20 protein-coding genes are annotated in these 26999 nt (G+C 60.3%); 7 read left to right on the top strand and 13 right to left on the bottom strand.

Annotated elements, in window-relative coordinates; translation table 11 throughout:
- Window positions 1-112 precede the first annotated feature (112 nt).
- The 4 genes from H9532_RS08735 to H9532_RS08750 all read right to left on the bottom strand — a co-directional run bounded on the left by H9532_RS08735 (window position 113) and on the right by H9532_RS08750 (window position 9125).
- Window positions 113-4873 (bottom strand): hypothetical protein, encoded by a 4761-nt coding sequence (locus H9532_RS08735; RefSeq protein WP_296367480.1) that lies wholly within the window; start codon window positions 4871-4873, stop codon window positions 113-115.
- A gap of 137 nt (window positions 4874-5010) precedes the next feature.
- A complete protein-coding gene (locus H9532_RS08740) occupies window positions 5011-5565 on the bottom strand; it encodes a hypothetical protein (RefSeq protein ID WP_296367482.1) in 555 nt (184 codons plus the stop codon).
- A gap of 127 nt (window positions 5566-5692) precedes the next feature.
- Window positions 5693-8089, bottom strand: coding sequence for a UvrD-helicase domain-containing protein (locus H9532_RS08745; protein WP_296367485.1), 2397 nt, complete (start codon window positions 8087-8089; stop codon window positions 5693-5695).
- A 49-nt stretch (window positions 8090-8138) separates the two neighbouring features.
- A complete protein-coding gene (locus H9532_RS08750; protein ID WP_296367486.1) occupies window positions 8139-9125 on the bottom strand; it encodes a glycosyltransferase family 2 protein in 987 nt (328 codons plus the stop codon).
- Window positions 9126-9179: 54 nt separating this feature from the next.
- Between H9532_RS08750 and H9532_RS08755 the strand changes: the two genes are divergently transcribed.
- Together H9532_RS08755 and H9532_RS08760 are read left to right on the top strand one after the other, a co-directional pair.
- Window positions 9180-10148, top strand: coding sequence for a sulfotransferase (locus H9532_RS08755; RefSeq protein WP_296367488.1), 969 nt, complete (start codon window positions 9180-9182; stop codon window positions 10146-10148).
- Window positions 10149-10237: 89 nt separating this feature from the next.
- Complete coding sequence (locus tag H9532_RS08760) at window positions 10238-11176, top strand: glycosyltransferase (RefSeq protein WP_296367490.1); 939 nt, start codon at window positions 10238-10240, stop codon at window positions 11174-11176.
- Here the strand turns inward: H9532_RS08760 and H9532_RS08765 are convergent.
- The 6 genes from H9532_RS08765 to H9532_RS08790 all read right to left on the bottom strand — a co-directional run bounded on the left by H9532_RS08765 (window position 11173) and on the right by H9532_RS08790 (window position 17607).
- The gene (locus H9532_RS08765) at window positions 11173-12135 is read right to left on the bottom strand and encodes a glycosyltransferase family A protein (protein WP_296367492.1); all 963 of its coding nucleotides are present in this window, start codon (window positions 12133-12135) and stop codon (window positions 11173-11175) included. The two genes, H9532_RS08760 and H9532_RS08765, sit on opposite strands and share 4 nt — an antisense overlap.
- A gap of 16 nt (window positions 12136-12151) precedes the next feature.
- On the bottom strand, window positions 12152-13330 hold the full coding sequence (locus H9532_RS08770; protein WP_296367494.1) for a glycosyltransferase: 1179 nt from the start codon (window positions 13328-13330) through the stop codon (window positions 12152-12154).
- Window positions 13323-15059: an ABC transporter ATP-binding protein gene (locus H9532_RS08775; RefSeq protein ID WP_296367496.1), complete on the bottom strand. Its 1737-nt coding sequence runs from the start codon at window positions 15057-15059 to the stop codon at window positions 13323-13325. The genes H9532_RS08770 and H9532_RS08775 overlap by 8 nt, the downstream gene beginning before the upstream one ends.
- A gap of 171 nt (window positions 15060-15230) precedes the next feature.
- Window positions 15231-16328, bottom strand: a complete 1098-nt coding sequence (locus H9532_RS08780; protein ID WP_296367499.1) for a glycosyltransferase — start codon at window positions 16326-16328, stop codon at window positions 15231-15233.
- A 10-nt stretch (window positions 16329-16338) separates the two neighbouring features.
- On the bottom strand, window positions 16339-17058 hold the full coding sequence (locus H9532_RS08785; RefSeq protein WP_296367501.1) for a biliverdin-producing heme oxygenase: 720 nt from the start codon (window positions 17056-17058) through the stop codon (window positions 16339-16341).
- Between the two features lie 84 nt (window positions 17059-17142).
- Window positions 17143-17607, bottom strand: coding sequence for a hypothetical protein (locus H9532_RS08790; protein WP_296367503.1), 465 nt, complete (start codon window positions 17605-17607; stop codon window positions 17143-17145).
- An 84-nt stretch (window positions 17608-17691) separates the two neighbouring features.
- Here H9532_RS08790 and H9532_RS08795 point away from each other — a divergent pair, with 84 nt between their 5' ends.
- The 4 genes from H9532_RS08795 (at window position 17692) to H9532_RS08810 (ending at window position 22747) form a co-directional block, all read left to right on the top strand.
- Window positions 17692-19122 (top strand): NADP-dependent isocitrate dehydrogenase, encoded by a 1431-nt coding sequence (locus H9532_RS08795; RefSeq protein WP_296367506.1) that lies wholly within the window; start codon window positions 17692-17694, stop codon window positions 19120-19122.
- Window positions 19123-19190: 68 nt separating this feature from the next.
- On the top strand, window positions 19191-19958 hold the full coding sequence (locus tag H9532_RS08800; RefSeq protein WP_296367508.1) for a sulfotransferase domain-containing protein: 768 nt from the start codon (window positions 19191-19193) through the stop codon (window positions 19956-19958).
- 72 nt (window positions 19959-20030) lie between these two features.
- Window positions 20031-21386 carry a (Fe-S)-binding protein gene (locus H9532_RS08805; protein WP_296367510.1) on the top strand — a complete coding sequence of 452 codons (1356 nt, stop codon included), beginning with the start codon at window positions 20031-20033 and terminating at the stop codon, window positions 21384-21386.
- Entirely contained in the window at window positions 21383-22747 is a 1365-nt protein-coding gene (locus H9532_RS08810) for an APC family permease (protein ID WP_296367512.1), read from the top strand. Before H9532_RS08805 ends, H9532_RS08810 begins: the two co-directional genes overlap by 4 nt.
- Here H9532_RS08810 and H9532_RS08815 read toward each other — a convergent pair.
- Complete coding sequence (locus tag H9532_RS08815) at window positions 22726-24090, bottom strand: four-carbon acid sugar kinase family protein (RefSeq protein WP_296367514.1); 1365 nt, start codon at window positions 24088-24090, stop codon at window positions 22726-22728. The two genes, H9532_RS08810 and H9532_RS08815, sit on opposite strands and share 22 nt — an antisense overlap.
- A 14-nt stretch (window positions 24091-24104) precedes the next feature.
- Between H9532_RS08815 and H9532_RS08820 the strand changes: the two genes are divergently transcribed.
- Window positions 24105-25298, top strand: a complete 1194-nt coding sequence (locus H9532_RS08820; protein WP_296367516.1) for an FAD-binding oxidoreductase — start codon at window positions 24105-24107, stop codon at window positions 25296-25298.
- On the opposite strand, the gene H9532_RS08825 is transcribed toward H9532_RS08820, so the two are convergent.
- Both H9532_RS08825 and H9532_RS08830 read right to left on the bottom strand, forming a co-directional pair.
- Window positions 25277-26128, bottom strand: a complete 852-nt coding sequence (locus H9532_RS08825) for a galactose mutarotase (protein ID WP_296367518.1) — start codon at window positions 26126-26128, stop codon at window positions 25277-25279. The two genes, H9532_RS08820 and H9532_RS08825, sit on opposite strands and share 22 nt — an antisense overlap.
- Window positions 26125-26997: an alpha/beta fold hydrolase gene (locus tag H9532_RS08830; RefSeq protein ID WP_296367520.1), complete on the bottom strand. Its 873-nt coding sequence runs from the start codon at window positions 26995-26997 to the stop codon at window positions 26125-26127. The genes H9532_RS08825 and H9532_RS08830 overlap by 4 nt, the downstream gene beginning before the upstream one ends.
- Between the last annotated feature and the right edge of the window lie 2 nt (window positions 26998-26999).

The raw sequence follows: 26999 nt of genomic DNA on the forward strand, positions 1-26999 counted from the left end.
AGCCGAATTTTTGGGCCACCACGCTGCTCAAACCAGCGTTGTCCAGAGATTCCCTTAGCAAGATAAGGACGATTGTCGTTATCGACCAGATGGATCGTTGACAGCTCAGGCATCAGACGGTGAATCCAGCGTCCTGCAACAGATTAAGAGCCGCTGTTGGTAGCCAGGCGATCTCAAGCTGGTCGAGCACGCCAACGACGGCCTTAGGATCGAATTGCTCCCAGTCGATCGCCTGATAGATCGCCTTGGGATCGTCGGCGAGGCGGACCTCCTTCCAATCAACAACGGATGGGATGAAGAAGGGTGAACGGGATGCCTCGACGAAGTCCACACGATCCCACTGGATTTGTTTGCGCTGCTTGGAGCGGAGCTGATCGTAATCCACCTGATCCCAGTCCACCGCTTCATAAAACGTCGAGGTGAGCTCAGGACTCTTGTGGATCTTGGACAACACACCGAAATCAAGTAGCACATCACCCGTTCGACCCAAACGATCGAGTCCATCCTTGATCGCAGCGGGAGAATCTATCGGTGCAAGAGGATCACCAAACAGCGCGTCTCGGGCGTCGGGATTAAGACTCGACACCTTGAAGCGCAACGGGTACGCATCGACGCCGGATGCAACAAGGGCAGCTTGCAGGGGCGCAACACGCTCGGCCGTCAGGCTGGTCGGATCAAAAGCCTTGGCCTCAAAACCCTTCAGCCGACTCAGGAAGCTAATGCTGGCCTCGGCCTCAGGCAAACCATCCACCAACAGGTCGTAGCCATAGAGAGAACCCACCTCAGACCCACGGATATCGATGAAGTAGCGACCAGCGGCCGGAGGGATCCACCACAATCCGACACCGTCCTGGTCCTCAATCTCGAGCAGAGGCTTGGGGGATAGGGTCTGATCATCAGCAACTGCGTACACGGATGCAGAAATCTCTCCGTACCCATCGTCGAGCCAATCGAGCTCCGGCAACACAACAGGCGATGGAACACCGGCCAACGAACGATCGACCGAAACAGGTGTGAGCGACGGGGCCAGATCCAGGTCCAGCCAATCCTGGGCAAAAAGGCTGAGAGCGTTGCTCTTCTCGTTGAAATCAAGAAGGGCGTCGATCTGCAACACGTCATCCGGACCAGCAAGCTGATCGCTGAAACTGATCAGCTTGCTTCCCAGCGGCACTCGGGCGAGCCGTTTGGGATCGCTCAAGCTAGGAGCATCAAATCCATAGGTGATCAGAGCTGCTGTATCCAACCTGCTGGTGCCCTTTTGGCCGAAATAATCGATCACATAGTTGTAGGGCTTAGTGAGATCAAGCTTGGCCACTGGCAGAAGGCTCGTCTTCGAGCCAAGCTGATCGAGATTCACGTTTAAATCGAACGACTCCAACACAACACCATCTGCAATGATCTGGCATTCCGCGAAGACAGTCAGATTCTTGATCAAGGCTTCTTGATCTACAAAGCTCAAGGTCTGAGGGTTGTACCAATCACCAAGGCTCGACCGCGCCGCAGCATCCACCTGAAGCGAAACATCCATGGGACTGGACGGGAGCACAGGAACTGGCACTCCGACCTGATCCAAATCAAATGCTGAGGCCAGGATGCGCGGGTCGTCGATACCAATCACCAGCTCCACAAGGTCGAGTGGGTGAATAAATTGATGCTCTTGCCAGTCAGGAGGGATTTGCAGAATTTCGAGATTCAGACCCGGCCTGGGCTGCGTAAGATAGGTCTTCGTATCCAACGAGTAGACACCGCGGCCATACGTAAACGCGAAAAGCTGATCATCCCGCTGGTCGTAAGCCAGGTTGGCCACGCGCGTGGTTGGCAGGTTGTCGTTGTAAGTGCCACCAATCTTTTGCCAGGCAGCACCCGGCACGTGTGTCAACAACTTGTACACGCCATCGCCTGTGGCGGAATAGATCGTATGAGAATCAACCACAATCACATCATTGTTCTGACCCGCGACCGGCAGAAAAGCGGCATCTGGCACGGGCGAACCAGAGACAAAGCGCGTGATTTCCGGGAACGTGCGCTCCCGATGAGCGATCGCGACAAAGCCATTACCAGATTGATAAAAGTCGTTCGAATCCGCATGGCTAAATGCCAGCGATGCGACAGCACCTCCACGTGGATTGAATGCAATATTCTGAGCATCCGCATCCACTGGTTGATCGACAAGCTCCAAGGCTCTACGCACGAGCAGGGCTTCACCACTGGCGAAACCAATCAACAAGGTTTGACCCGATAAGTCCCAGGGAGCGAACGCAAAGGAGGTGATCGCTGATGATCCAGAGCTGCCCAGGGTGTCACATCGCAGCTGATCTAAATCAACCGTACGCCAATAATCAGCCCTAGCGACATTGCTGGAATCAAAAACATTGGGGTAGACATAGATGCGGCTTCGATCGGCGAGGCCGATCATGGAGCGCTTGGCAGGGTGCTGCTCTGCAGGGAAATAAAAGCTGGCACCGTCGGAATAAGCAGGGCCGAATTGCACGGCGGTGTCACCGCCGTTAAACGAAACATTAACAGCAGGCTGCACATATTCCTTCACATCGATCGTGAGTCGCGGCGATGAATCAACCGTTGCCACATCCATACTCACATAATCGATCTCGCCGTTTTCTCTCATGATCTCTAGATAGAGATTGCCACCATTGGAAGCAAGAAAATCTGCGATATCGCGCTGCGTGGTTGCCGTTGAAGCCAGCATGGCCGTGAAGGCAGGCGCTGCACTGTTGCCTGGCGACCCAATCCAACGCAGATTGAGATTGGTGATCTGAGCACGCCCACCCGTTAACGCACGACGGAAGTGATCTGCGATGGCAGCCTGATCGCCAGAAATAACAGCCTGATCGCCGGAAATGGGCTGGAACAAGGGCAGCCGCTGGGCCCAAATATCAGCACCAGCCGATGGAGGATCCGATCCATTGTCGATCAGAACAGCATGTGTTTTGAAAAGTGTGGCAACAATGTTGCCTGAAACGGTTCCGGTCCAGTTACGTGGGCCATTGAGTTGCCAGATGGGCACGGTTGCATGATCAGACGCATTGCCAAGTGAGACCTCATCAAGCATCCGGTAGGCCGTTCGCTTGGCAAATTGATTGGTAAACGCCAACAGTGCATCTGAATCACCGAAGAAGCCTGCACCACCATCGCCATTGCTCACGAGATACGGCGTGTAACGATCCATCGACCCAACACTGATGCCGTTATCCTGTGCACCGGTAATCCAGCGATTGCCTCTCGCATTGAGGGAGCCGCCTTGGTAGAGGTTCGTAACGAGGTCAGTATTCAGATTCTCCCAATTGGCTGGATAAAAGCCAAGGGCAGGCAACATTTCTAGTCCAAAAGGCCCAATGGGAGACGCTGGATTAAAGCCGCCGCCCTCAATATCCCGGCGAAACTCACCCCACGTGTACGATTCACCCAGCCCCTTCAGCAGGATGGACTCGGCGCCATCATCCGGATTGGCGAGAAAACGGTTAAGCCCCCCATCGTTACCATAGTAAAGATAAGAACCATCCGTATAGAGTAATTGCGCGTCGGCATGGGTTTTGTTATTAAACGATCCAGCAGCATCCAGAAAAGCGCTTAGGCTTTGCCGGTCGGCTGCACTTCCGCGACCGGTTTGAGCCCAAAGATCAAGGGCGACTCTCGACAGGCCAGAGCTTCCAGGCGATAAAACACTACCCGTGCCATCAGGACGCTGCACATAAGAATTAAAACCGGCAGGATCCCAATGCAAATTGACGCCCCTTTCCTGAGGCTGGCGGACCGACACGGATGGATGAAGAAGATAGCCAAGCGTGGTGGCTCCCACATAAACCTTGTCAGGGAAGACGGGATCCACAAGTAACTCATTGGTATGAAACCACTGATTACCTCCCTCGATCGCAGTCCCCTGCCCAAGGGCATCCCACAGACTGGAACGGAAAACAGTTTTGGTGGCATCCGCTGGATCGGGGATGCTGTATCCCCATGCCATCCACTGAGTTGAGCGATCAAGCGCCGTAAAAACGCCCGGGCTCACCGCTGTGACCGTTGAACCAGAAAAATCTCGGTCGATATCTAACGAATAGAGTGTCGCCAGACCTGGATCCGCTGTCTCGTCAGGGAAACCATCATCGTCTGGACTAGCGAGAAGATACAGTCGGAATTGTCCGCGACCGAGGTCAGCCGTATCAATCCTGAAATTGGTAGATGTGATCGGCAGGGATAGGCGACTAGTCGTGCTACTAGCAAGGTCGATCAGAAAGAGTTGATTCAGATCCGACAAACCGAGAAGACGATCGGGGTCACCAGGGATCGGCTTGAGCTGTGTATAAGTTCGAGCGTCAGGACCGTTGGACCAATTGCCAGCGAGCAAGTCGCTCCATCCCCTTGAGATGTCATACAGCTGCAGGCCACTATCCGTGGCCAGAATCACGTGATCACCTACTTGGAGCGTGTCTCGCACAACACTCCTCGCTACCGACGTGGAACGATTCCACATGACACCGGAATCGAGTGAATAAAGGGTCTCCGTACCACCTGCCGAATCAGAAAAAGCAACCATCAGAGTGTCTGCTGAGGCAGAACTACGCAGTGCCGACAAGGCGGTGAAATTCATCGGTGCCCTCCTTGCACCGCGATCCTGATCACTCACCTGCGTCCAGCTCACTCCGCCATCACTGGAAGACCAGAGGCCGGCATTCTTCAAACCCAGAATGAGATGATCAGGGCGAGCTGGATCAACGGCAATGGACTGGGGCCGACCTGCATTCAACGCACCAAACCATCTCGTGTGATCCAGGAGTGTGCCGATCTGGCTAGGGGAATCTTGAGACAGAACCCAATCACGTTGATGAAATCTGGCACCCTCGCCGATCTTGCTCATCAGCGATGGATCCACTCCATCGCTCACCACAACATCAAAGACTCCCTGGCCAAATAAACCTTCGAGTTGTTTGGATGCTTGCGCGGTCCAGGTCTCGGCAGAGAGTCCGCCGAGCGAATCAGCTGAACCCCGATCAGTCAGCGAGAAGTTATAAAGCGCTCGGGCAGCTGGCTTCGAGAGTGTGCTGACGTCGTCAATCCCAGACCAATCACCACGGGCCAGCTGTTGAAGCAGCTCCCAAGACGCAACAAACGACTTCTCAGGCGTGAATCCATTGAGGTCAACAGTCCCAACTTCACGCCAGTCCGATCAACAACCTTGGCAGAAAGGTTGTTCTTACCAAGCGTCCATGTCGTACCCGCAAGTTGTTGATCAACCAGTGCCAGAACATCCAGCGATGTTCTGAGCTGGCTCAGCTGCGCCGCAAACAGGACATCCGCCACGCTGGCGCGCTCCTGATCGGTGAGCCTAGCCAACCACTTCGGGTTCCAGAGTGGCGTGTCAGTCTCCGAAGTACGGAGCACGATCAAGCCATTGGGGGCCTTCACCAGGTAACCGGCTGCTGCACGGGTGGCCCCGCGAGTCTCTGTAGCCACGAAGGGGGCCTCTTGGTCCTGAAGGCGGTTCAGAACTGCATCAGCTACGGCCCAGGACGCATTAGAGAGATAGCGCAGTAGCTGCTTGGAATCCATGACCCACAGAGCTTGAATACTCTCATTATGGGGTTAACCCAAAAACCGCGCACCACGTGAATCAATTCAAAGAAAGTTAAAGCTTTCTTCGGGATTTAGTTGCAGGAGTCGTGCGCTCGGGACCCTGTCAGTCAGCGTCGAGAGCGCGAATCGGAGCCAGGCGGGGATCGAGAATCTTTGGCCCCATTCCCGCAAATTTCACGGCAATCGAGATCTTTTCACCACTACCAAACAAATGGGTGACAACCCCCTCGCCAAAGCTGGTATGGATCAGGTGATCACCCACTGCCCAGGAGTGATCAGGATGGGGGGCTGCGGATCGCCGACGAACCGCATTGGCAGCCGATGCAGCGGCGGCCGGATCCTCTCGATCCACCCGGGTGAGCCGCTCGAGGCGCTGCTCGCGGCGAATCGAGGCACCACCACTACGGGGCAGATCACCCTGAACAAGAGCCTCTGGCAGCTCCGACAGAAAAACCGATGGCACCGCCGGCTCACGCATGCCGCCCCAGAGCCGTCGCTCACTGGCATGAGACAGGAAGAGTCGCTCCTTTGCACGGGTGATGCCCACATAGCAAAGGCGCCGCTCCTCCTCCAGGGCAGCAGGGTCCTCCAGTGAACGGTAGCTGGGGAACAATCCCTGCTCCAGACCCACCAGAAACACCACAGGAAACTCCAAACCCTTGCTGGCATGCAGGGTCATCAGGGTCACCCGATCCTGATCGGTGTCTTTGGAGTCTGCGTCGCTGGCGAGAGCTGCAGAGGCCAGAAAATCATCGAGGGATCCCTCTTCATTTTCCTCCTGATACTGCAGTGCAGCATTAACGAGCTCATTTAGATTGCGACGTCGATCTTCCGCTTCGTCGGTTCCCGCAGCAATCAATTCAGACAGATAACCGCTCTTCTCCAGCACATGCTGGATCAACGCGGAGGGAGGAGCCTCCGCAGCACGGGCCTGCAACCCCTGCAGGAGCTCACTGAACTGCAGCAGTCCCTTGGTGGAACGTCCCGCTAAGGAGCGCACAGCTTCGGGATCACTCACCACATCCCAGAGGGGAATAGCCAATTGGTTGGCGGCATCCGTCAACCGCTCAATCGTGGTCTTTCCGATGCCACGCTTGGGAACATTCAACACCCGCAGCAAGCTAACGCTATCAGCGGGGTTAACCAAAAGCTTTAGATAAGCAAGTACATCCTTGATCTCTCGCCGATCATAAAAACGCAAACCGCCAACAACGAGATAGGGGATTCCCCAACGCACCAGCGATTCCTCCATCGCGCGAGACTGAGCATTGGTGCGATACAAAACAGCCATATCACCCCAACTCAGATCTGGATGAGCGGCTTCGAGCATGCGCATCCGGTGCACCACAGCCTCTGCCTCGGCGATCTCATCGTCGCAGCGGGTCAGGCTGATCAACTCGCCTTCACCACGCGTGGGTCGAAGAACTTTGTCAATCCGCTCTGAGTTATGCGCAATCAAGGCATTCGCGGCCTCAAGAATGGTGGCTGTCGAGCGGTAATTGTCCTCCAACTTCACCATGGTGTTGGTCACATCATCAGGAGCCCCATCACCAAAGTCGTCCTGAAAACCCATCAGGATGGTGAAATCAGCTGCACGGAAGCTGTAGATACTCTGATCGGCATCACCAACCACGAACACCGAGCGACCACTCCAATCATCGAAAGCCTCAGGATCGCGTCCATCGGTCGCGAGTAACTTGATCAGCTCGTACTGGGTGCGATTGGTGTCCTGATACTCATCCACCAACACATGGCGGAAGCGCCGATGCCAGTAGTGGCGAACCTGCTCGTTCTGGCGCAACAACTGCACCGGCAACAACAGTAGATCGTCGAAGTCGAGCGCGTTGTTGGCGGCCAGGGCACGCCGATAGCGCCGATAGGTTTCGGCCATGAGCTTGCCGCGCTGCCCACCGGCATCAGCCTCAAGCTCTTCGGGCATCCAGCCTTGGTTCTTGGCACCGCTGATCGCCCAACGCACCTTCTTGGGCTCAAATCGCTTGGGGTCCAAACCCAGGTCCTGGGTCACAATTTCTTTCACCAGGCTTTGCGCATCGCCTTCGTCGTAGATCGAAAATTGACGCGTCCAACTCAGGCCTTCTGGATCGCGAAACTTATCAATATCGAAACGCAGCAGCCGGGCAAACAAAGCGTGAAATGTGCCAATCCATAAATCCTTGATCACCTCGCGGTAAATCCTGGATCGCAGCTGGCGTTGCTCAACAGCTGGCAGCGTGCTCCAGGGCTGACCGAACTGGCTTTGCGCCAACTTCTGAGCTAAGAGCAGCTCCAACCGCTCCTTCATCTCCCGAGCGGCCTTATTGGTAAAGGTGACAGCCAGAAGCTCAGCCGGATCAACACCATGGTGCCCAATCAGATGAGCGATGCGATGGGTGAGGGCCCGTGTCTTGCCGCTACCCGCACCAGCCACCACCAACAAAGGACCGGTGTGATGGTCCACTGCTTTGCGTTGGGCATCGTTAAGGCCAGATAGAAAGCTCAATGACGACTGCGGCATGCATGGTCTTGCACCAACTCTAAGGTTCAAAGCATCACGTGAGTCGCCACCGCATCAAACCGGCATCCATGAGTTGCGCCGCACTCGCAAAACGCCTGGAGGTGGAATCGGTGAGAGCCGCGTCTCGGAGCCGAGACCGCTCAAAAAGCTCCGCATAACAGGCATATTTACGACTGCCCTGCGAATGAGACCCAAGGGCGATCGCCATCTCTGTTCGCCGATAGAGATCATGGGTGAACTTGAAATGAGCGAGCGTGAGCAGGATTCTCCGGTCTGGATTGCAGCGCGTGCGATGACTGCCCACGATCCAGTTGTTGTGATGCAGATAGAGCGGCACCTTGAACGGTGTCGTGACATACGGCTGCTTCACCCCAGCGCCACGAAAGATGCGGGTGGAGGCGGAGGGGCGAATTCCCGCCAAACCACCACGCCAGCGAAAACGGGTGAGCGGCGCATGGTCGTAGTAGGGAGCCGTAGCCAGGAGGTCCGGCAAATCCTCGGGCGTCTTCTCCTGTTCCAGATCGATCAACCGAGACGGGAAGAATTCCACAAGAGCCGCCCCAACGGTATGAATTCGATACTGCTTCAGGGCTGCCAACAATGCATCAGCATCAGGCAGTTCTGGCGGCAGCAACAGAAACTCGTCGGCATCCAACGCCAGAACGAATCGATGGTTGAGCCAGAGTTGAGGGATGTACTGCTTGAAGAAGAAACAGGCTCGCCGCTCCATCCTGCGGCCTGCAAGATCAACGCTGAGAACAGGTTCCGCGTATGTCAAAGACGAGCGCAACAACACACAATCGTGTTGGGAGGCGATGTAAGCCGCTGACCCATCGCTCGAACCATCGTCGAGCAGCAGAAACTGCCGCACACCGAGGCGGCGGTGATACGCCAGAAAAGCTGGCAGGAAGAACATTTCATCGCGGATCACCGCGAACACCGCCAACCCGGGAGCCGCTCCATCCGGATCTCCCGAGACCAGCTCAAGGGCATCCCCGAAGCGGGGAAACACTCGTGCCATCACGTCCATGCGGCAAGGGGTCACGATAGGCAGGGCCCTTCCTCCGCCAACCGCGTGACCTCCGCTCCAGAAGCCGTGTTCATCGGTGGTTGCCCGCGCAGCGGCACAACGCTGCTGGCCAGTCTGCTCGGGGGATTTCCGGGATGCGTTGTCACCCCGGAATCCCAGTTCAAACATCGGCCACTGCAAAGGCTGCACCGCCAGCCTGAGATCCGACTCTCGGGGGAGGGCTTGGCACGCGAGTGGCGCAGCCACCTGCGCTTTCGCCATTGGGGCGTGGACCTGCTCGAGGCTGATCTCGAGCACACACTGGATCCCCAGGCGTTGCGCGCCCTGCTGTTAGCGCTGGTGGGTCGCATGGCAAAACCCGAGCAACAGAGCCTCGCTGCTGTCACCTGGATCGATCACACGCCTCAAAACATTGAGCTCGGCCTGGCCCTGAGCAGCCTGTTCCCGACCGCCAAACTGATTCATCTCGTGCGAGATCCTCGGGCCGTGGCGGCTTCGCTGCTGCCCTTGGACTGGGGTCCGCATTCCACGGCTGGGATTGCCAGCCTCTGGAGCCACCGACTGGCCCATGGTCTGGCTCTGGAAAAGGCGCTTCCCGAACGCATCCTGCGGGTGCATTACGAGGATCTTTGCCGGCACCCAGAGGACACCCTGAAGCATGTGGCCGCATGGCTGGGGCTGACGATGCCCACCAACAGGGCGCTCCTGCAGCCCACGTGCGATTTCCTCCCGCGTTACACACGCCATCAGCATCAACGGATCGGCGAGCGCCCACAGGTTGAACGCATCAACGCCTGGCGAGGGCAGCTGGAGCCCTGGCAACAGCGAGAGCTGGAGGGCCGACTCGGTGAACTGATGGCCTTGATGGGGTATCCAGCAGACGCGGAGCCACCTCGCCCGGGGGACCATCCACCAAGCCTCTGGCAACGACGAATCTGGCCCCTCGTCCGCGCGCTTCGAGGGCGGATTCGACATCGCCGGCACCAACGCCTTCACGCTCAGCAGCTCCGGTAACGTTGATCCCGTTGGCGAAGAGCGCGAAAGCAATGGAACAGCTGCGACCGATTTTGGCAGGCACGGCGCAGCAGGGCGGAATCGGGCGCGTGTCGATTGTGATCGAGTGGGAGAATGTATTGCTCGCTGGCAATAGCCGCGCCAAGCAAATGCTCGCCCAAGTGATTCAGCAGGCGAATCGACTGCCGAACTGCCATGAAATCCTGATCAGCGCCACCTGCAACCAGCCAGCTCTGGCCCAGCGGCCCAACACCCTGCGTGATGCAATCGACTGGCAGCTGCTCATCCACCCGGGACAGCACTACTACGAGCTTAAAAATCTGGGGGCACGTCAAGCCAGCGGCGATCTGATCGCCTTCGTGGATAGTGATGTGCTCCCGGAGGACAACTGGCTCGAGCAACTGCTCGCACCCTTGGACGAGCCCTCCACCCAGGTGTGCTGCGGGCGGGCTCACATCGATACGACGAACCTTTACACCAAAGCCTTTGCCCTCTTCTGGTTCTTCCCCGTGCGCCAGAGATCGAGAGTGCAAACCGGTGCGCCGTTGGTCAAACACTGCTGGCCCACAACAGATCATTTCTTTGCCAACAACATTGCCTTTCGCCGGAGCACCGCCCTGGCTTATCCGTTCCCTGCCAGCAAAGCCACATCCCGAGGGGCCTGCCTGGAACTATCCCAGCAGCTGCACAAAGCTGGTATCCCCATCCGCCTCAACAGCCAAGCCTGGGTGGCGCATCCACCACCGCAGCCCGGCGAACATTTTGTGCATCGAGCCCTGGCCCAGGGGCGCGACTGCTACCTGCGCAGCAGCGGGCTCAGCCGAACCATCCTGGGAAGTGGTTGGCGCTGGATCCGCAACAGTGGGCGCACCCTGATCAAGATCGCCTGGCTGCATCAACACGTGGATCTGAAGTGGTATGAGATTCCAGCCGCGTGGCTGATCGGGTTGGCGTACTACAGCCTCTACTGGATGGGAGAGATCGGCACGATGCTGCGCCTAAAGGCCGTGCTGTCGATCAGCATCTAACACAACCGTTGGCGGATGGCTTGCCGCCAAGCCTGCACGGCGTACAACGCCCGCAACCACACAACCGGCATCCTGGAAACAATCAGCCAGCGGAGCTGATTGCGTGGCGACAGGTCCGCTGGATAGGGCAGGGATCGCGCTGCTGGCGGCAGCAAGCCCACACGCTTGCGCTGCAGCATCCAATGCAACGCTTTACGGTTCGCGAGTTGCCGTATCCAGTGTTCTTCCTGCTTTCCCCAGGTGGGTGGGAGCCTCAGGCGCCCTGTTAAAGCATCCTCGGCAACACGGCACACAGGATGAGCACCGGTCATGGTCATCGGATCACGCACCACCTCACTGTGATCGCGTCGATAGCGACTGGTGACCTGTCCAGCCAGGATCACCGGTGAGCCCTGCAGAACACACCGGAACCACAGCGCATGATCACCGCCGCGGCGGGCCCCCCACTCGGGAAAACCACCGCAGGCCAGCAGAAGTTCACGCTGGATCACCAGCGAGTTGGTATGGATGAGATCAGAACGTGCATAAAGAGCCAGAAATGCGTTAGCAGCCAAACAACGACTGACCAGCACGCTGATCGTCTTGACAGCACCACCCATGTGCTCTTCGAAGCCTGAGCAATACACACCAGCCTCGGGGTACCGAGCAATCCAGCCGGCAGCCGTGGAGAGATGCTCAGGGAACCAGAGATCATCCGCATCAAGAAAGGCAATCCAGCGGCCCCGAGCTTCGCGGATTCCGAGATTACGGGCGGCATACCCCGCAGGCCCCGGCGTGCTTCGGTGCAAACAACGGATCGGGAGGCTGGGAAAGGCATGGATGGCCGTGAGGCCGTCATCGTCTGAGGCATCGTCAACAACCAATACCTCAAAATCCCGATGAATCTGGGTCGCCACACTTGCCAAGGCTTCGGCCAACAGAGGGCCCTTGTTATGGACAGGGATCACCACGGAAAACATGGGCCGCTGCCCTGTATCAGTCATGACAAGCCTCAACTGCCCTGACGCACTCCAACATCTGTTCGGTGCGACGGTCGTAGGTGAAGCCTGAGGCGAAGGCACTACGCTCCTGGCGCTTAGCAGGTGAGTCCTCATCCATGGCAGAGCGCAAATGCAGCGAGAATGCATCAGGGCAGGGCGCCACAAGATGCGCCCAGTCCGCAAAAGGCTGCAAAGAGCGAATGGAAGATGCCACAACGGGGCGTCCAGCCGCCAGATACTCGAAAAACTTCATCGGAAACATCGCATCGGTATAGCTATTGCACTGCAGCGGCAGAATTGCCGCATCCATCCCCGCCAACCAGGCCGGCAATTCCGCATACAGCCTCGAGGAGATGAAATAAACATTCGAGAGACGTTGCAAGGCCGTGATATCTGTGGCGGGATCCCCCTCACCAACGGGGCCGATCAGCACAAACGACCAATCGGGCCTGGCGGTTGCCAATTGCTCGAGCAGGTTGAGATCCAGCTTGTAAGCACTGATCGCACCGATGAAACCAACACGAGGCTTGGGGATCTCAGTGAGCAACCCCGGAAGTTGAGTCCCAGGATCTAAAGCAGCTGCAAAATGGGCATGATCAGCAACATTGGGAAAGTAATGAACCTCAGGATTCAGCGGACGCAAACGGTCAGCCAATGCTGGTGAGGTGACGAAAACAATCGAAGCCCGACGACACAGCAAAGCCTCCCATCGGTCGAGATCAGTAGGATCCATGCCGGGCTGAGACTGAATATGATCCACAGAGTGATAGATCACTTGCCGATACGCCGACACATCGAGGCAGGCAAGCGTGCGCGGGTTGTAGGTCCAGAGCCAGTCGCAGCGCAACCGGAGGCAAAAGCGAGCCCAGGCCAAACCCACCTGCAAGAGCACCCGATTGACCGCAGTCAACGTGCGTCCACGGGCTCCCGGCCAAACCAGCGGAGTATGCACCCAGAGGCCTGGAGCCACCTGACGTGGGGGACAAAAACCACGGCGGATGCGACGAACCACACGACGCCAATCCGAAGCTTGAGCTCGGAGACCGCGCAGCCCAAGCGAATCGACATACAACACCTTGTGCCCTTGGCGTGCCAACGAAACAGCAACATGCTGCTTATTCGTCCAGATTGGGTGATCCCAATCTGCGGTGGCTAGCAGGGTGATGTCAGCCATTGGCCCTGGACACGAGCTCTCGAAAGGAAGACGATCGTTCCTGCAACTGTTGATAATTGCCGTAGGCTTTCACAACTCCTCCTTCAAATTCATAGATGCGATCGCAATTCTTGATCGTGCTCAGGCGATGTGCAATGACGATCGTGGTGCAACGGCGCGCGATCAGCTCCAAAGCATCCATCACTTCACTTTCAGTTTTGTTATCCAATGCACTGGTTGCCTCATCGAGCACGAGTACGTCGGCCTTCTTATAGAAAGCACGGGCCAAGGCCAAGCGCTGTCGCTGCCCGCCAGACAAGCGAAGACCATTCTCACCGATCATTGTGTAGAGACCATAGGGGAGTTCGGATACGAACTCGGATAATTGAGCTGATTCCAAAGCTTCCCAGACAGCATTATCCCGAATAGAGTTTGGATCAATACCGAAAGCCACATTCTCACGGATGCTGGCATCTAACAACATAATTTGCTGTGGAACCATGGCACAACATCCCTGCCAGGCAGACAGCTCACTCTCCTCCAAAGGAATACCATCCAAGCTAATACAGCCTTGCTGGGGCTGATATAACCCAAGCAGCAGATGGGCCGCCGTGGTCTTTCCTCCACCGGTGCGACCCACCAAGGCCACACGCGAGCCAACAGGAACCACAAGATCAATTCCACGAATCACCCAATCTTCTGCGTGGGGATAGCGATACCAAACCTTGTCGAGCTTGATGCTGTTGCGCGGCATCACCCCTGCGCGGCTGGGCACACGTGCCTGAGACTGCAACATCCGCTGTGGGGGGAGTGCCAGCAAGAGCAAGGCATCGGAGATTTCGGGCAAGCCCCCACGGAAACGATTCACTGAGCGAAAAATCGCTTGTAGTGGCGTTGAGAGCTTGAGGGCCGCAAAAACCAACGCCGCGATGGTTGGAACAGACTGCTGGAGACTTTCTCGACCCCCATCAGCGAGCGCCGGAAACAGACAAACCGCTAGCAAAATGGTAATTCCAGCCGGTTCAATCACAAAGCGAGGGATTTCCGGCAACAATCGCGCCAAACGATCATATCGCTTGCCGCGCGCGCCAATATCAGAAAACTTCTCAAGGAAATAAGACTCGGCCCCATAAAGCTGCAAGTCGCGAGCCGATGCAATTGACTCCATGATGACCTTATTAATATTTACAGAAAGTCTTATTTTTTGCTTCGAGGCGAGTCGCAACCGCGGTGTCACCAAGGCCGATAAGAGCGCATACGCCCCAAACAAGGCTCCAAAGACCAAAAGGGCAGATGAGCCAATCACGAAAACGATTCCGACCGTTAGCACACCCGCAGAAATAATACTGGAAAGAAATGTGAGCAACGGCAGCACAATCCGATCAGAGATCTGATTAAGGATCAGGTTGAGACGCCCTAACAGATTCGAGGTTTTTTGACCCTGAAAATACTCCAGAGGCTGATAAAGAATATTGGCATAAATGCGATTGCCATAATCCGACCAAATCTGGGCACTGAGGAAAGCCTGCATCGAAGCAAGCAAAAAACGGAGTCCGTTCGATAGCCACACCAAAGCAATCAGAATCGAAGCCACCCAGATGGCTTGATCAGCCCTCCCACCTCCAAAAACCCAAATCTGAGGCAGGCTATTGGGCAACTTGGCACCACTCAGCGTTCCCACCAAACGGGCCAGCAAGCCAAGAAAAACAACGTCGATCAGGCCAACGAAACTGGCAACGAGCAACAGCACCAGAAAGCCTCGCAAGCGACGCGGTGGCAAGAAGTTCAGCAGTTGCCATAGCTGAACAGCTGTTTCACTGCGGAGACCTAGGCCAGGCTGATGAGCCACAGTGCGTCGTTGCAGTCTCAGTGAATCAAACACTATCGACCACCCTGGCAGGCCATGACGGAGACAAGCCAGTCAGGGAACTGATCGAGCCATCAGGCGATTGAAGGCTGTGAACAAACGGGGCGCCCGAGCTTGCCAATGCAAGCGGTGTCGCGACGGAGCCTGCAGCGGACGCACACCGTCACCGAGACGTGACCAGTGCTCTTGGATTTGGAGCAAGGTCGCTCTCCATCGTTCAGGTAAAGCCGCAGGATCATGGGCTTTGAGCAACGAGTTGAGCGCATCTGGGGCTGGCTGCCAAGACTCAGGCGACAGCACTGCTTGGTGGATGCGGTCCACGTCAGCCTGGAGGGTGCCACAGCCGATCTGAAACCCGAGACGACCATCTCCCAAGTGATCAGCGAGGGCATGGTTGAGGCTGCTGAACACCACACATCCGCAGGCCAAGGCTTCGATCGGAGGAAGCCCGAAACCTTCGCTCACACCCCGACCTCGCCAATAGTCTGCCGAGTCATAGAGATACACAGTCGAACGATTGAACAACTCCACCAAGTCGTCAACCCAACCGCTCTGCACCTCCACACGTAGGCCCCTCGCTCGCAGCGCCGGGACCAACTGCCTGAGCACATAGTCGCTGCTCTTGCGCTGCTGCACCAGCACATCGATCGGCCGGCGGAGACCACAGCGTTCCTGCTGACGTATCGCAGCCGCCGTGCCTGGGCGGGCTCCCTGTTCCAACCATGGGGAATCCAGGGCATTCGGCACCAGGAACAGCGGGTTGCGGGGAGCTCGGTCACCCCAATAGCCAAGCGTGTTACGACTCACCGCCACAACCGGCACCGACGCTGGCAAATCAAAACCGTACCCACTGCTGTGGGCGTGATAGGCCACAGGGCGGCCCTTCAGACGCCTGAGCAACTTGGGTACATCAAATCCCCAGCTCACAATCCAGAGTGGAACTTCGGCCGGAGCACCACCTCCATCCGACACACGGGGTTCCTGCCTGAGCAGGTCGGCAAGGAAGGGATAATCAGGCTCTCGCTGCCGGTACGTGACCACGTCAACCGACGCGACCGCGCTCACCAAACGTGCTGTCTGCAATTCCACCAGTAATCCACCACAGCGAAATCGGCCTGTGGTGCCTGGAACCAAGAAGCGTAGCGAGGGCACAGGGCCCGCTTCAGGCGGCAACGGCTTCGGTGCTCCCGGCCCGCTGGCGTCGGGTCAGGAAGCCAAAGAGCACTTTGCCAATCGCTGCAATCAGGTTGCCCTCGAGCTCCTGGAACATCTTCATGTTGAGGTGGAACGCATGGTTGGCTTCCTCTACGATGCGGTCAGCTACAGCCTGGTCGATCGGCAGGTTATCGAGGGTGGCGCGATAGTTGGCCTTAAATCCCTTCTCATCAGCAATGGCATCAAACTCATAAAATCGCAGGCCATCGTGGTCACCAAGATTCATGGCCTTCTGTGCGATGTTCTTGAGAATCTGGCCCCCACTGAGATCACCGATATAACGCGTGTAGTGATGACCCACCAACAGCTCGGGAGCGTCCTGCGCAATCTGATGAATACGGGCCACGTACTCCTGGGCGGCTGGGGTGGCCTTCACACTGTTCCGCCAGCCGTCTCCGAAATAAAAGGCCAGGTCCTGCTCCAGCGTTTCTCGGCGGTTGAGCTCGGGGAAACCCACGGGCCCTACCACTGGATGACCAGCGGCGCGGAGCTTACCGATCTCCTCCTCCATCGCCGAATACACAAAGAAGAGGTCAGCCACCAGGGTGCGGTAGCTGGCCTTATCCACCACGCCCTTGAGAAAGCAGCTCACAAAACCCGTGTTCTCAGCCATGGTGTGGGACTTTTTGGTCCCTTCACGCAGTTGGGCAGCAAGGGCGACAGACATGGTGATCGGTCCGCGGTCAGCACTCGGGCAGATCGCTCAAATTAGTGGGGCTGTCCCCAGCCACGCGGCGAAGGTTGCGAAGGGTTACGCAGCCTGGCTGCCTGGAGGCAAGGCCTGGCCCCCATCCACGCCAAACAGCTCAAACAACTCCCGCATGAAGGCGTGCAAAGCGTCCACGACAACCGCTTGAGGTCGATGGCTGCCCGTGGGCTGCCAGTCGCCCACGCTGGCCAGGCGCCACCGCTCAGATTCATAGGTAAGGCCGCGGATGGTCACCCCCAGCAAGCGGGGCTGCTCAGGCCCTCCGGCCGGAGCCTGTTCAAGCCGCAACTGCACCAGAAACGATCGGCACTGGCTGCGGGGACTCCAGCCGGGCAGATGAAAGGAGAGATCCAGGCTTTCCGCCTCAGCGAAGGCCCGGGTCAGGGGGTCATCGCGCCAGGGGGTGAGGTTGGCGCGGGCATCGGGGAAGTGGTGGCGAAACAACGCCGCGACGGACGCGATGCGTTGGGCCAGTTCCACAGATCGGACCTGGTCTGACGCATTCATGCCGTTGCCCCTGCAGCAGAACCGCACATCTCCAAAACCTAGGCTCGCCTCACTGTTCACGCCGCCCTCGGTTAGCAAGCACCCATGGCCACCTACGAGAAGCTCACCGCCCCGGCCCAGGGCACGGCCATCCGCTTCGAGAACGGCCAGCCCGTGGTGCCGAACGACCCGATCGTGCCGTTCATCCGCGGCGATGGTACCGGCGTGGACATTTGGCCGGCCACTCAGAAGGTGCTGGATGCGGCCGTGGCCAAGGCCTACGGCGGTGAGCGCCGCATCGAGTGGTTCAAGGTGTATGCCGGCGATGAGGCCTGCGACCTCTACGGCACCTATCAATACCTGCCGGAAGACACCCTCGAAGCGATCCGCACCTACGGCGTTGCGATCAAGGGCCCCCTCACCACACCAATCGGCGGCGGCATCCGTTCCCTGAACGTGGCCCTGCGCCAGATCTTTGATCTGTATTGCTGCGTGCGCCCCTGCCGCTACTACGAGGGCACCCCCAGCCCCCACAAGCGGCCCCAGGACCTCGACGTGATCGTGTATCGCGAGAACACCGAGGACATTTATATGGGGATCGAATGGGAAGCCAGTGATCCCGTGTGCCTGGAACTGATCAAGCACCTCAACGAGGTGGTGATCCCGGCCAACGGCAAGCTCGGTAAGCGCAAGATCCCTGCCGGCTCAGGGATCGGCATCAAGCCGGTGAGCAAGGAAGGCAGCCAGCGCCACATCCGCAAGGCCATCCAGCACGCCCTGCGCCTCGAAGGCAACAAGCGCCACGTGACCCTGGTGCACAAGGGCAACATCATGAAGTTCACCGAGGGCGCCTTCCGCGACTGGGGCTACGAGCTGGCCACCACCGAATTCCGCGACGTGTGCGTGACGGAACGCGAAAGCTGGATCCTCGATAACGCCGCCAGCAACCCGGGCCTGAGCATCGAAGCCAATGCCCGCATGGTGGACCCTGGCTACGACGCCCTCACCCCCGAGAAGAAAGAAGCCATCTCCGCCGAAGTGAAGGGCGTGCTCGATGCCATCGGCTCCACCCATGGCAATGGCCAGTGGAAGAAGATGGTGATGGTCGACGACCGCATCGCCGACAGCATCTTCCAGCAGATCCAGACCCGCCCGGCCGACTATTCGATCCTGGCCACCCTCAACCTCAACGGCGATTACATCTCCGATGCCGCCGCTGCCGTGGTGGGCGGTCTGGGCATGGCCCCCGGCGCCAACATCGGCGACAACGCCGCGATCTTCGAGGCCACCCACGGCACCGCGCCGAAGCACGCCGGCCTCGATCGGATCAACCCCGGCTCAGTGATCCTCAGCGGCGTGATGATGCTCGAGTACATGGGCTGGCAGGAAGCCGCCGACCTGATCACGGCAGGCCTGAGTGCGGCGATCGCCAACAAGGAGGTCACCTACGACCTGGCGCGTCTGATGGAGCCGCGGGTGGAGCCGGTGAGCTGCAGCGGTTTCGCCGATGCCGTGATCCAACACTTCGAGGCCTGATCAGGCGCTTGATCAACTCAGCCGCTCGCCCTTCACGGTGGGCACTCCTATCCCTGGATCAGCCGCGCATGCAACAACTCAAACAAGCGATCAAACATTGGATTCTGAAAGAACCGCTACCCGTCGGGACGGTCGTTTCCTTTCCAAAGTCTGGTCGAACCTGGCTTCGCGTGATGCTCGACAAGCTCGATGTCACCATGAGCTACACGCATGCCGGCAGCGAATACACGGTGAGCTGCCACTTCAATGACTTGCCGATGCCCAGATCACGCAGCGGACCAGGGAAGCAATTATTCCTACTTAGAGACCCACGAGATACCGTTGTTTCAGGTTATTTTCAAAAAAGCAAGCGCAAAAAGCGGGATCCCTTTTCGGGCGATCTATCAGAGTTCATCCGCGATCCGCACTATGGAATCGAAAAGATCGCGCAGTTCAACCTTGCATGGCTAACGAGCTTTGCATCCATGGATTCGTCCACCCACAGGTCGATCAGCTACGAAGCCATCCGCAACGATCCGGCTCAAGCCATGACCCTGATCTACACCTATCTCAAAGACCAGCCCCCCAATCCGCTCTCCATCCAGAGCGTGATTGAAGAAGCAAGCTTTTCCAGGATGCAGGCCCAAGAACGCAGTGGCGAGCTCGGTGCACAGTATGGATCAATCCTCACCCCCGCGGATGCGTCCGACCCGGAAAGCATGAAAGTGAGAAAGGGGAAGATCGGCGGCTATAAAGATTACATGAACCAAGACGATATCGCCTTTTGCAACTCAATTCTGAACAACAGGCGCTACGAGGCCACGGTATTGGATCATGCGCCACTCTTTCTTCTCTAAATCAACAACGATCCAGCAACGATTCACCCACGGCACGCGCGATCTCTGGGCTGAGGCGCTCAGACTGACCCCATGACGATGCCCGGACTAGCGGCCAAAGGCACCGACCCCTGCGTGCACTGCGGCTTCTGCCTGCCCACGTGCGCCAGCTACCGGGTGCTGGGCACCGAGATGGATTCGCCCCGGGGGCGGATCCACGCCCTCAAGGCGATCGAAGCCGGTGAGCTGGAGCTGGATGCCACCACGGCGAGTCATTTCGATAGCTGTCTGGGCTGCTTCGCGTGCGTGAGCGCTTGCCCCTCGGGGGTGCGCTACGACGAACTGATCGAGGCCACCCGGCCGAAGCTGAATGCCCCGGAGCTGCGAAGCCCCGCCCAGCGCGCGTTTCGGCAACTGTTGTTGGCACTGCTTCCCTACCCCCAGCGGCTGCGGACTGCCCTCGCGCCGCTGCGCGCCTATGCCGGCACCCCCTTGCAAGGCCTGCTGCGCCGCTCCGGACTGCTGCGGAGCCTGCCCGCCTCGCTCGCAGCAATGGAGCAGCTGTTGCCACCCCTGGCCGCAGAAGCCTTCCGCGACGGTCATCCCGTGGTGGTGCCCGCCCAGGGGAAACGCAGGGCACGGGTGGGCCTGGTGCTGGGCTGCGTGCAACGGGTGTTCGACCCTGGCGTGAACCGCGCCACGCTTGAGGTGTTGAGCGCCAATGGCGTCGAAGTGGTGATCCCACCAGCTCAGGGCTGTTGCGGCGCCGTGACTCACCACCAGGGGGAACTGGCGCAGACGCGCGAGCTGGCCAATGCGCTGATCGAGAGCTTCAAGGCGGTAGTGGGCCCAGGCCGGCCAGCGGGTCCCGAACCGCTCGACGCCGTGCTGGTGGCGGCGTCGGGCTGCGGCCACACGCTCAAGCACTACGGCGACCTGCTCGAGGACAGCGCTGGGGCGGGCTTTGCGTCCCAAGTGCGGGACGTTCACGAATTTCTGGCGGAGCTGGGGCTGAGCGAGAGCTTCCGGGCACGCCTGCGCCCGTTGCAACACGCAGACGGCCAAACCGCCACGGCCGACAACCCTGTGCTGGTGGCTTATCACGATGCCTGCCACATGCTCCACGGCCAGGGCATTAGCGCGGAACCGCGCCAACTCCTGCGCGCCATTCCGTACCTGCAGCTGCGGGAAGCCACAGAAGCCGGCGTGTGCTGCGGCAGCGCGGGGATCTACAACCTGGTGCAACCCGAGGAAGCCGCTGCACTGGGGCAGATCAAGGCGGCAGACCTGCAGGGCACTGGGGCCGAGCTGATCGCCAGCGCCAACATCGGCTGCACCCTGCAGCTGCGCCGGCACCTCCCGCAGGTGGGTGAAAGCAGCCTGCAATCACCCACCGTGGCCCATCCGATTGAACTGCTGCATCGCAGCGCCCACGGCAGCCAGGTGTGAGCGAGCCAGAACCCACAGCCACCCAACCGGGCAAGCTGCTCTCGGTGCTGGGGGTGGCCTTCGGCCTGGCGGGTTCCGTGGGCGGCACGATCGGCGCAGGCATCTTGCGTACACCAGGCCTGGTGGCCGCACAGCTGCACACACCGTCAGTGGTGCTGTTGGCCTGGCTGGTGGGAGGCCTGTATGCCCTGCTCGGTGCCATCTGCATCGCCGAGCTGGCCGCCAGCCTCCCCCGGGCTGGCGGTTGGTATGTCTATGCAGAGCAGGCCTTCGGCCGGCGCGCCGGCTGGCTGGTGGGCTGGACCGACTGGCTGGCCCACTGCATTGGCCTGGCCTGGGTGGCCACCACCGTGGGTGAGTTATTGGCGGAGTGGATACCCGCGAACACTGCCGCCACTTGGCAAGGCCGGGCGTTGGCGCTGCTCGTGCTCGGCCTGTTCAGCGCCGTTCAGCTGCTGGGTGTACGCGCCGGAGGCGCCAGCCAGGAGCTCCTCAGCCTGGTGAAAGCGGTGGCCTTTCTCGGCCTCGCCGCGGCCAGTTTTGCGCTGCCTCCAGTCGTTCCTGCGGTGTCGACTGCCGCGGATCCTGCTGACCTGCTCCAGCAGGGACCTGCTGTTGCGATCGGAGCGGTGTTGGCCTTGCAGGCCGTGATCACCACCTTCGATGGCTGGGCCTCACCGGTGTATTTCGCCGAGGAATTCAGCGACCCCAGCCGCGACCTGCCCCGATCCCTGATTGGCGGGGTTCTGGCCGTGCTGGCGCTCTATTTGTTGATCAACGCAGCTCTACTGCATGTACTGCCCATAGGGGTGCTCAGCGAAGCGAATTTGCCAGCCGCGGATGCCGCCCGCAGCGTGTTGGGCCAACGCGGGGGCCAAGTGATCAGCGCCGTGGCCCTGATCTCCTTACTCGGCCTGATCAACACCGTGGTGATGGCGGCACCACGCATCCTCTTTGGCCTGAGCCGCGATCAGCTGATGCCAGCAGCACTCAGTGGTGTCAACCCCGGGGGCACGCCCACCGCCGCACTGGTGCTCACGAGCGGCTGCGCTGCTGTACTCGTGCTCGCAGGCTCGTTCGATCACCTGCTTGGCATGGGTGCATTTCTCTATGTCGCCCTGCCCCTCAGCGGAATTGCAGCACAGCTGTGGTTACGCCGCCAGCAACCGGAGCTACCCCGACCGTTCCTGAGTTGGGGCTATCCGCTCACACCCTGGCTCGTGGGCGCTGGCTCACTGGCTTTTCTGATCGGAGCCATGGTGAGCGACACGGCCGACAGCCTTCTGGCCCTAGCGCTGGTGGGTGCGGGCGGGATCGCTGGCGAGAGCTGGCAACGACTTCAGCCCAAGGCAGGCAGCTGATCCATCCATTGCCAAGCCAACCTCAACGTGCCCGCATCCCCCAGATTTCCGGGAAAGGTGATCACCGGCAGATCCTCCGCCAGCACCAGCGACAGCCCCGGCAACAGCTGCCCCTGAAGCTCAACCGAGGCCTGATACAGCCCATCGGCCAACAGCGTGTGCGTGGTGATGCCGCCCTTGCTGATGATCAGGCCGAGCCCTGGAGCCAGGGCCGCCGCCAAGCGCGCCATCAAAGCGGCCAGCTCCAAGCCGAAGCGCCGCCGCTCCTGGGCTGAGGCAAAGCTCAATTCTCCGCGACTGGTGAACAACACCGGCGTCAGACCCTGCGCCAAAAGCTGGCGCAGTTCCGACAGCCAGCTCTGCTCCAGAGACGCGAGCAACTCACCCGGCAGCGGCCCCTCCAACACCCGCGCCAAGGTCGCCACCGGCAGCTCCAGGCCACGGCAACCTGGCTCCTCCAACAACTTCTCCAGCTGCTGATCCGCCAGGGGCACATGGGAGCCCACCATCACCAAAACCGGCAGCGGAGCTCCGCTGGGATCCCGGCGGCGCAAACCCGCCAAGCCGGCGGCATCCAGGGGCTGCGGCGGCAGGGGCACCAGCCCATTGATCAAGCTGGCCGCGCTCTGGAGCAACAGCCGCCGCGGCCGCGCTGATGCCGGATCGCTCACCGCCCAGATGGCAGCCCCGAGGGCGTCCAGCTGCGCCGGTTGCTCCGCATCCACCGCCACCACCTGCTGATCGTGCAGATCAGCCAAGCGAGCGCGCAGCGTCTCGGGAGGCCCCTCCAGATCGGCCAGAGCAATCCGCTCCACCGCCGCCGCCGCGATCCGAGCGACGGTTTTCTCCTCCACCCACTCAGCCAAATCACTGCTGCGGAAGCCGAACAGGCGATCGCGGGCAAAGGCAGTGTTGTGCACAGGCTCCCCGTGCAGGTAGTGCACGCCGCCGCGGGTAGTGCGCCCCCCCGGCAGGAAAGCAGGTGCCAGCAAGGTGGCATCAAACGGCCCCAGCTCGGCCGCGATGGCGTCCACCTCCACGGGGAAATGCCCCCGCAAGGTGGAATCCCCCCGGCTCACGATCAACCAGCGATCGAGCGCACCGGCCGCCTGGGCTTCTTCCAGCAAGGGCCGCAGCGTGCGACAGATCTCACGGATGCGCGCCCGGGCCTGCGCAGGCTCCAGAGCACGGGTGTTGGCGAGAACAAACAGCAGGGGAGACGGGTGCTGCAACCCCCTCCGCAAGGTGCCGGCATCCCAGCGCAACAACAGAGGCGCGCTGTGCACCGTCTGCGACCCGGTGGGGTCGTCATCCAACACGATGACCTTGCGCCGCTCTGCCATGGCACCATCGTGCCGTGATCTGTCCTGAGCCCAGCGAGCTGCAGGAGCTGGTGCGCGAGCTGCATCAGCAGGCCCAGCCATGGCTGCCAGCCGGCAGCGGCAGCCGGCTGAGTTGGGGCGGACCTGTACTGCCTGCGCCGGGCGAGAACGAGCCCCTGGTGGTGAGCACCGGCGGGCTCAACCGGCTGGTGGAGCACTGCGCCGGCGATTTCACGGTCACCGTGCAGGCGGGCCTACCCCTGGTCACCCTGCAGGCAGAACTAGCAAGCACCGGCCAGTGGCTGGCCCTCGATTGGCCCTGGGGCAGTGGCCCTAATGGAGAAGCCAGCGGCACGGTGGGTGGCCTGGTGGCCCGGGGCCTGGCCGGGGGCTTGCGCCAGCGCTATCTCGGCGTGCGCGACCAACTGATTGGTCTGGAGCTGCTGCGCGCCGATGGCACCGCCGCCAAAGCGGGCGGGAAGGTGGTGAAAAACGTGGCCGGCTACGACCTGATGCGCCTGTTCTGCGGCAGCTGGGGCAGCCTCGGCCTGATCACCCAACTCACGCTGCGCACCTACCCGCTGCCCCGCCATCGCAGCGGCCTGCTGATCCGAGGGGAGCTGGCGGCCCTGGAGCAACTTCGCCGCCGCTGCCTAGCGGCGCCGCTGATGCCGCAGCGCCTGGATTGGTGGAGCGCGGGCGTGACGGGGAGCGAACAACCCGCCTTGCTGCTCACGCTGGCCAGCGTGAGCCAGGCCGCCATCGCCGACCAAGTGACGCAGCACCGCCAGGCCGCAGCCGAGCTGGGCCTCCACACCGACCCCCTCACACCCGAACAGCTGCAGGAGCACGAAGGCCGGGGCCGCCAGGGCAAGAGCGACTGGCTGTTGCAACTGGGGGTACCGCCGGCCCAGGTCGCTGCACTCCTGGCCGATTCAGCCTTCAAGGGCGTGGCCTGCAACCTGGCCGCCGGCGTCGGCACGGGCCTGGCCTGGGCGGCAGCAAACGCCCTCCCCAACTATCGCGTGCAACAGCTGCGGCAGCGCTGCCGAGAGCTGGGGGGCCAGCTGAGCGTGCTTCAGCAACCCGCCAGCGCCACCCCCCTGCCCTGCTGGGACGCCAGCCCCGCTTCTGCGGTGATCGAAGCAGTGAAGCGGCAATTCGATCCGCTGCAGCAACTGGCCCGCGGTCGCTTGCCCGGCGTGGTTCAGGCCGGGCTGAGCACGTAGCGGCAGCGCAACTCAGAGCGCTGCCCTGGCTCCAGCTCCAAACCCAGTTCACCGCGCCGGGCGCTCCAGGGCTCCAGGCAGAGCATCGGCCGCGGAGGATCACTCCACAACACGGCATGGGCAAAGGGGGGCTCCATCTCCAGCTCCACCACGGCGCCGGAGCCCGTGGTGAGCCGCGGAGCGGGATCCTGCGGTGGCTGCAGATCCAGCCGCAGATCCACACCCTGCTCCAGCCGCGCCAGCTGATCGGCCGTTGCGGCTTCAGCGGCACTGAGGTGGTCAAAACAACGCAGCGGCAGGCCATCCACCCGGGCCTCAGCCAGGCTCTCTACCTGGAAATAGGGATGCAAACCGAAGGCAAACGGCATGGCCGAATCGGATGGGCCAAGGTGCTCCACCACAGCCCGAATCGCCAGGGCCTGGGGCTCGAGCTGAACCTCAAGGCTCAAGGCGAACCCAAACGGATAGGCCGCCCGTGTCTCCGGGCTGTCGCTGAGCTGGAGGCAAACCCCATCACCGCTGTCCAACTCCGTCAGCTGCCAGGGCAGATCACGGGCAAAGCCGTGCTGCGCCATCGGGAAGGAACCCTGGGGCAACACCAATTGATTGCCGGGCAAGTTCCCGCACACGGGAAAGAGCACCGGAATCCCGCCGCGCACGCTCTTGCTGGGATCTGCAAAGCGCTCAGCGTCGAAATACAGGCGCTCCTGGCCGCCAGAACGCCAACCGGTGATCAGACCACCCCGCTCCGGCACCACTTGCAACTGATCCCCGTTCGGGGCAGTGAACAGCCAGTGGGGGTAAGGGGTTTGAACGCGGGAGAGGGTCATCGCAGCGTGGCCAGCCACTCCAACATGGCCCGGTTCACCTGATCCGGCACCTCATCGTGGGGGCAATGGCCGGCCTGCAGCACCACTTCGGTGGTGTTGGCCGGAGCATGGCGCTGGAAGGCGCCGCGGCGACCCGCGGCATTGATCCAGGGATCGCGGATCCCCCAGAGCAGCAGCAGCGGGGCCTGAAGCTGGGCAAACAGCTCATCGAGGGGCTGGCCGCGGGGGATGTCGAACACCGTGCGGAACACCCCGAAGGCACCGGGATCGCGGCTGGGCCGCAGGATCGACTCCACCAACTCGTCGTCGACGTTGGTGGGATCGATATACACCTGTTTGAGCGTGCGGCGCACATTGCCGGGGCGGCGCATGTTCTCGAACAGCAGCCGCTGCAGGATCGGGCTCTTGAGCAGGGCGCTGCCGATGGTGCGGCGGGCGATGGCACCCCAGCCCTTCGGTTCACCCTGCTCATCGGAGAAAGGTCCAGCTGCATTCAGCAACACCACCCCAGCGCACTGATCGCCCAAGGACGCCCCGGCCGCCAAAGCCGCGTAGCCGCCGAGGGAGTTGCCCACCAGCACCGTGGGCCGGCCGATGCGCTCGCGCACGTAAGCCACCAGCTGATCGCGCCACAGCGCACCTCCATAGCGAGGCCCCTCGGGCTTGGCGCTGCGCCCGAACCCGAGCAGGTCGAGGGCATGCACCTCGTAATGCTCGGCAAGCACAGGGATGTTGAAGCGCCAGTGATCGGTCGAAGCACCGAAGCCATGCACCAGCAGGATCGCCGGGCCCTGGGCCGCAGCATCGGGGTCACGGCTGAGGCTGTGGATCGGATGGCCCTCGAAGGTCCACGCCGCTGCAACGGTCACCG

The sequence above is a fragment of the Vulcanococcus sp. Clear-D1 genome (assembly GCF_014654725.1).
In the GTDB taxonomy this organism is placed as follows: domain Bacteria; phylum Cyanobacteriota; class Cyanobacteriia; order PCC-6307; family Cyanobiaceae; genus Vulcanococcus.

What these genes read in the sequence shown, in the direction of transcription:
- H9532_RS08735 (WP_296367480.1), bottom strand. Translation starts at nt 4,873, where the DNA reads ATGAGCAAGATCGGCGAGGGTGCCAGATTTCATCAACGTGATTGGGTT.
- H9532_RS08740 (WP_296367482.1), bottom strand. Translation starts at nt 5,565, where the DNA reads ATGGATTCCAAGCAGCTACTGCGCTATCTCTCTAATGCGTCCTGGGCC.
- H9532_RS08750 (WP_296367486.1), bottom strand. Translation starts at nt 9,125, where the DNA reads ATGGCACGAGTGTTTCCCCGCTTCGGGGATGCCCTTGAGCTGGTCTCG.
- H9532_RS08765 (WP_296367492.1), bottom strand. Translation starts at nt 12,135, where the DNA reads ATGTTTTCCGTGGTGATCCCTGTCCATAACAAGGGCCCTCTGTTGGCC.
- H9532_RS08770 (WP_296367494.1), bottom strand. Translation starts at nt 13,330, where the DNA reads ATGGCTGACATCACCCTGCTAGCCACCGCAGATTGGGATCACCCAATC.
- H9532_RS08785 (WP_296367501.1), bottom strand. Translation starts at nt 17,058, where the DNA reads ATGTCTGTCGCCCTTGCTGCCCAACTGCGTGAAGGGACCAAAAAGTCC.
- H9532_RS08790 (WP_296367503.1), bottom strand. Translation starts at nt 17,607, where the DNA reads ATGAATGCGTCAGACCAGGTCCGATCTGTGGAACTGGCCCAACGCATC.
- H9532_RS08795 (WP_296367506.1), top strand. Translation starts at nt 17,692, where the DNA reads ATGGCCACCTACGAGAAGCTCACCGCCCCGGCCCAGGGCACGGCCATC.
- H9532_RS08800 (WP_296367508.1), top strand. Translation starts at nt 19,191, where the DNA reads ATGCAACAACTCAAACAAGCGATCAAACATTGGATTCTGAAAGAACCG.
- H9532_RS08805 (WP_296367510.1), top strand. Translation starts at nt 20,031, where the DNA reads ATGACGATGCCCGGACTAGCGGCCAAAGGCACCGACCCCTGCGTGCAC.
- H9532_RS08815 (WP_296367514.1), bottom strand. Translation starts at nt 24,090, where the DNA reads ATGGCAGAGCGGCGCAAGGTCATCGTGTTGGATGACGACCCCACCGGG.
- H9532_RS08825 (WP_296367518.1), bottom strand. Translation starts at nt 26,128, where the DNA reads ATGACCCTCTCCCGCGTTCAAACCCCTTACCCCCACTGGCTGTTCACT.